The organism is Zoogloea sp. LCSB751 (genome assembly GCF_002028455.1).
In the GTDB taxonomy this organism is placed as follows: Bacteria; Pseudomonadota; Gammaproteobacteria; order Burkholderiales; family Rhodocyclaceae; genus Zoogloea.
Genome location: NZ_MWUM01000075.1, coordinates 1 through 884, shown reverse-complemented (window position 1 = coordinate 884; position 884 = coordinate 1). Strand labels below are relative to the sequence as shown.

The following is an 884-nucleotide window of genomic DNA, read 5'->3' as shown; positions in this document are numbered from 1 at the left end:
CAGCAGTCGGAACTGGCGCTGGCCGCCTCGGCGGCGGTGGATGGCATGGCGGCCGGCATCGGCGCGGTGTCGACGGAGGCCGGGCAATTGCTCGGCATCGCCGCCGATGCCCATGCGCGGGCCTCGTCCGGCGGCGGCCGCGTGGCTGGGATGTCGGACAGCGTGCGCGAGCTGGCCGGCGTGGTTGGGGCGGTGGGGCAGGAGTTCGCCGGTGTGCACGCCCACATCGAGCAGATCGGCAAGATCGTGCAGATCATCCAGGGCATCGCCAGCCAGACCAACCTGCTGGCCCTCAACGCGGCCATCGAAGCGGCGCGGGCCGGCGAGCAGGGGCGCGGCTTCGCGGTGGTGGCCGACGAAGTGCGCAAGCTCGCCGAACGGACCAGCGAGGCGACGGTCAGCGTCGGCGAGATCATCGCCGCCATCGAGAGCGGCAGCGACGGGCTTAACGTGCTGCTGGCGAGGGTGAAGGAGCAGGCCGGCGCCAGCGCCGACAGCACCAGTGAGGCGGCCGAGACCTTGGCCGCGATCGCCGATGGGGCCAGCCAGACGATGACGGCGGTGGAGAACATCGTCAGCCGCGCCAACGGCGAGGCCGCCTCGGGTGGCAGGCTGGTGGACGAGATGGGCGGCGTGGCCGGCCTGGCGCGGGCCCTCGACGAGCGCGTCAATGGCTGCGACGCCGGCCTGCGCCAGCTGATGACCGGGCTGGTGGAACTCAACGGCCTCAGCGTGGCCATCGACGTACGCCGCGATGCGCTGGTGGCGCTGCTCGATGCCATCGAGGAGACCCGCACCAACAGCATCCTGGTGGTCAATTCCCGCAGCCGCGAGCAGGCGCTGCCGCACGTGGAGCGCATCGAGGCACTGGATGGGGTCGTCGA

Annotated in this window: 1 protein-coding gene; it reads left to right on the top strand. The window is 71.8% G+C overall.

The genetic code is table 11. The annotated features are described in order from the left end of the window. A partial coding sequence (locus B4920_RS30070) for a methyl-accepting chemotaxis protein (RefSeq protein WP_254051064.1) occupies positions 1–884 on the top strand: 884 nt, incomplete at both ends.